Below are 3,399 nucleotides of genomic sequence, written 5' to 3'. Positions count from 1 at the left end.
CGGTTACTTTGATCAAACGCGATGGTAAAATGGTAAAATCAAGGGTAAAAGAATTATATACTTTTGAAGGTCTGGGCAAGATCAGGACTACAGAAGTAAAATCGGGCGATATTTGTGCGGTTGTAGGTATTGACGGATTTGATATTGGTGATACCATTGCCGACTTTGAGGCACCGGAACAATTGCCGGTTATCAAAATTGATGAGCCGACCATGAACATGCTGTTCACGATCAACAACTCACCATTCTTTGGTAAAGAAGGTAAATTTGTGACTTCTCAGCGTTTGAGAGAGCGTCTGTATAAAGAAATGGAGAAAAACCTGGCGCTTAAAGTGATAGAGACTGAATCTCCTGATTCTTACCTGGTATATGGCAGGGGTATCCTCCATTTATCGGTACTGATCGAGACTATGCGCCGTGAGGGGTATGAGATCCAGGTAGGTCAGCCACAGGTGATCATCAAGGAAATTGACGGTAAAAAATGTGAGCCTATGGAGACTTTGATCGTTGACGTACCAGGAGAAGTTGCCGGTAAAGTAATCGAGCTGGTGACCCAGCGCAAAGGTGATTTATTGGTGATGGAGCCTAAAGGTGATCTTCAGCATTTAGAGTTTGAGATCCCTGCGCGCGGGATCATCGGTTTGAGAAACAATGTTTTGACTGCAACTGCAGGAGAGGCGATCATGGCGCACCGTTTCAAAGCTTACGAGCCGTGGAAAGGTGTAATTCCGGGCAGGCTGAATGGTGTTCTGGTCTCTATGGATAAAGGCAACACTACTGCTTATTCAATTGATAAGCTGCAGGACAGGGGCCGTTTCTTTGTGGATCCGGGAGTGGACATCTATGAAGGCCAGATCCTGGGCGAGCACATTCGTGACAATGATTTAGTGATCAATATTGTAAAAGGCAAGGCTTTGACCAACATGCGTGCTTCGGGTACGGACGACAATACACGTATCGCACCGGCGATCAAATTCTCTTTGGAAGAAGCTATGGAGTACATCCAGGCCGATGAGTATATCGAAGTAACGCCGCAGAGCATGCGCTTGCGTAAGATCTACTTAAATGAGAACGAGCGTAAGATCAATGCCAAGAAGTTCCAGAACTAATTTCTTCATTTGAAGGCCGGTTCATACCGGTCTGGATTTAAGAAATTTCCCATAGAAAACCCCTGCTGAGTTCAATCAGCAGGGGTTTGTTTTTGAATGGAGGCTGCATTATGCGTGCTGGCCCTCGTGTACGCCTTCGGCAAATTCTTCTACTATTTTATCGTTGAAGGCAGGGAGGTCAGCGGGGCTGCGGCTGGTGACCAGACCCTGGTCAACCACGACCTCCTCGTCTACCCATTTGGCACCTGCATTGATCAGGTCTATTTTGATGGTCTTCGTAGAGGTCAGTGTCCGGTCTTGTACCACCTCTGCGGTAATGAGCACCTGCGGACCATGGCAAATGGCGGCTACCGGCTTTCCGGCTTCAAAAAATGCCTTCACAAATTGAATGGCATCTTCATTTTTTCTCAGCGAGTCGGGATTTAATACTCCGCCCGGCAATACCAGCCCATTGTAGTCGTCTGCGTTTACCTCTGCGAGGGTTCTGTCTACATCAATTGTTATCGTCCATTCATGGTCGCCTTTCATGGCCTGGATCTTTCCGGGTTTTGAAGAAATGATGTGCACGGTAGCGCCTTCTTCTTTTAATCGCTGTACCGGACTGGTCAGTTCGGATTCTTCAAAGCCGCTTTCTGCTAAAACGGCTATTGTTCTATTGCTTAACTGTCCCATAATTCTGAAATTTTAGGGTGATGAATAAAAAGATATCAGAGCAGGTTTTTTAAACCCGCCCAATAACAGGACATTCTTAAAGAAGTATTGTTTTGATAATTTGAAAATAGTCGCTTAATCGTTAGTCCGCCTGTGGCGGACAAAATACATGGCCAGGTTTCCGGCAATGAAGAGGTGATTGATCAGGTTGGGGATCAGACCGTAATACTTGCTGAAGATGCGGAAACGCTCCCTGAGACTTGCAAAATGCTTTTTCTTGGACATTCCGCCAACCAGGTATTTGGCCACATACATGTGCGTATTGAGAATGCTCGATGCGTTTTTGGCGACCCTGATGATCCAGTCTATATCTGAACTGTATTTGTACCTGAGATCAAAGGGCTGTGCCAGGCTTCGTTTTACATAAATTGCCTGATGGCTTATGCTCATGCCATAGCGGAAGCTTTTCCAGTTGAATATCTCGGGGGCGCAATGTCTTCGCTGTCCCAGGCTTTCCCATCGCTCGTTGTACATTTCCGTTTCCCCATAGTAAATGTCGGCCGAGGCTGCGGTTTCAAATACTTCAGTTACCGTTTCCGGGGCATAGATTTCATCGCCTGAATTCATGAAAAGTACATAGTCGCCGGTGGCCAGGGCCAGGCCTTTGTTCATGGCGTCATAAATGCCGTTGTCCGGTTCTGAAATGAACTGTGCCAGCCTGGATTTGTGTTTATAGATGGCCTCTGCAGTTCCGTCTTTTGATCCGCCGTCGATCATGATGTATTCAATGTTTGGATAGGTCTGGTTCAGCACAGAAAGCATGGTACGCTCAATATCCTTTACATTGTTATAAACGATAGTAATGACACTTAACTTTGGCTGCATTCTGCTGGAGGTCTAGAGGATTGTTATTTGGGTTGTAAGTCTAACAGGGTTTGGTACAATAATAAGTGTTTTTCGGCAATAACCGCTTCAGAGAACTGAGTTAATATTGTTCTTCTCGCTTCTTTTTGTATCTCGGGCCCATGCTCTTCGTGGTAAAGCCATTCCATACCTGTTGCCAGATCTTCTGAGGATTCATATTCAGCAAGATAGCCATTTTCCAGGTGCCTCACCATGTCGGGAATGCCGCCGGTCCTGAATGCGACTACAGGTGTGGCACAAGCCAGGCTTTCCATTACTGTATTTGGAAGGTTGTCTTCCAGAGAGGGGGTGATGAAGGCATCCGCGGCAGAATAGCATTTCGCCAGGTGCTCATCATTGTGGATGGTTCCCAGAAAAGTTGTTTTAAAAGGGAATTGAGGCATTTCCGCATTGGGCTTATTGCCAAATATGATGAGCTCGATGTTTTCTTTAATGATGCCCGGCCGGGTGGAAAGGTCATTCAATGCATCGATCAGGTAGGAGGTTCCTTTGTGCTTGTCGTCTTTTGAGGGCATGAAACCGCTCATCAGCACAAATTTATCGGGCTTGATCTTTAAGATCTTTTTGGCTTCAGCTTTAACGTAGGGCTTGAAAATGTTGGTCTCGATGGTGTTTGGGATGACGGTGACCTCCCTGAAACCCATCAGACTGCTCAGCTTTATGGATTTTGCCATCCAGTTGCTGGGGGCTACAATGTGGCAGTTCAGTTCAGAAT

The 3,399-nt window shown here is 46.2% G+C and carries 3 protein-coding genes and 1 pseudogene; 1 reads left to right on the top strand and 3 read right to left on the bottom strand.

What is annotated here, in order from left to right:
- Positions 1-1,109 (top strand): annotated as a pseudogene (locus tag VK541_RS10880) (translational GTPase TypA); the annotation flags it as partial.
- Between the two features lie 108 nt (positions 1,110-1,217).
- Here VK541_RS10880 and VK541_RS10875 read toward each other — a convergent pair.
- From VK541_RS10875 to VK541_RS10865, 3 genes are all read right to left on the bottom strand, one after another.
- Positions 1,218-1,781, bottom strand: a complete 564-nt coding sequence (locus VK541_RS10875; protein ID WP_324369925.1) for a type 1 glutamine amidotransferase domain-containing protein — start codon at positions 1,779-1,781, stop codon at positions 1,218-1,220.
- Positions 1,782-1,895: 114 nt separating this feature from the next.
- Positions 1,896-2,645 carry a glycosyltransferase family 2 protein gene (locus VK541_RS10870; RefSeq protein WP_324369923.1) on the bottom strand — a complete coding sequence of 250 codons (750 nt, stop codon included), beginning with the start codon at positions 2,643-2,645 and terminating at the stop codon, positions 1,896-1,898.
- A gap of 23 nt (positions 2,646-2,668) precedes the next feature.
- A partial coding sequence (locus VK541_RS10865) for a glycosyltransferase (protein WP_324369921.1) occupies positions 2,669-3,399 on the bottom strand: 731 nt, incomplete at its 5' end.

This window comes from Pedobacter sp., from assembly GCF_035317785.1.
Lineage (GTDB): Bacteria > Bacteroidota > Bacteroidia > Sphingobacteriales > Sphingobacteriaceae > Pedobacter.
This window is presented reverse-complemented; position numbering and strand designations above follow the sequence as displayed.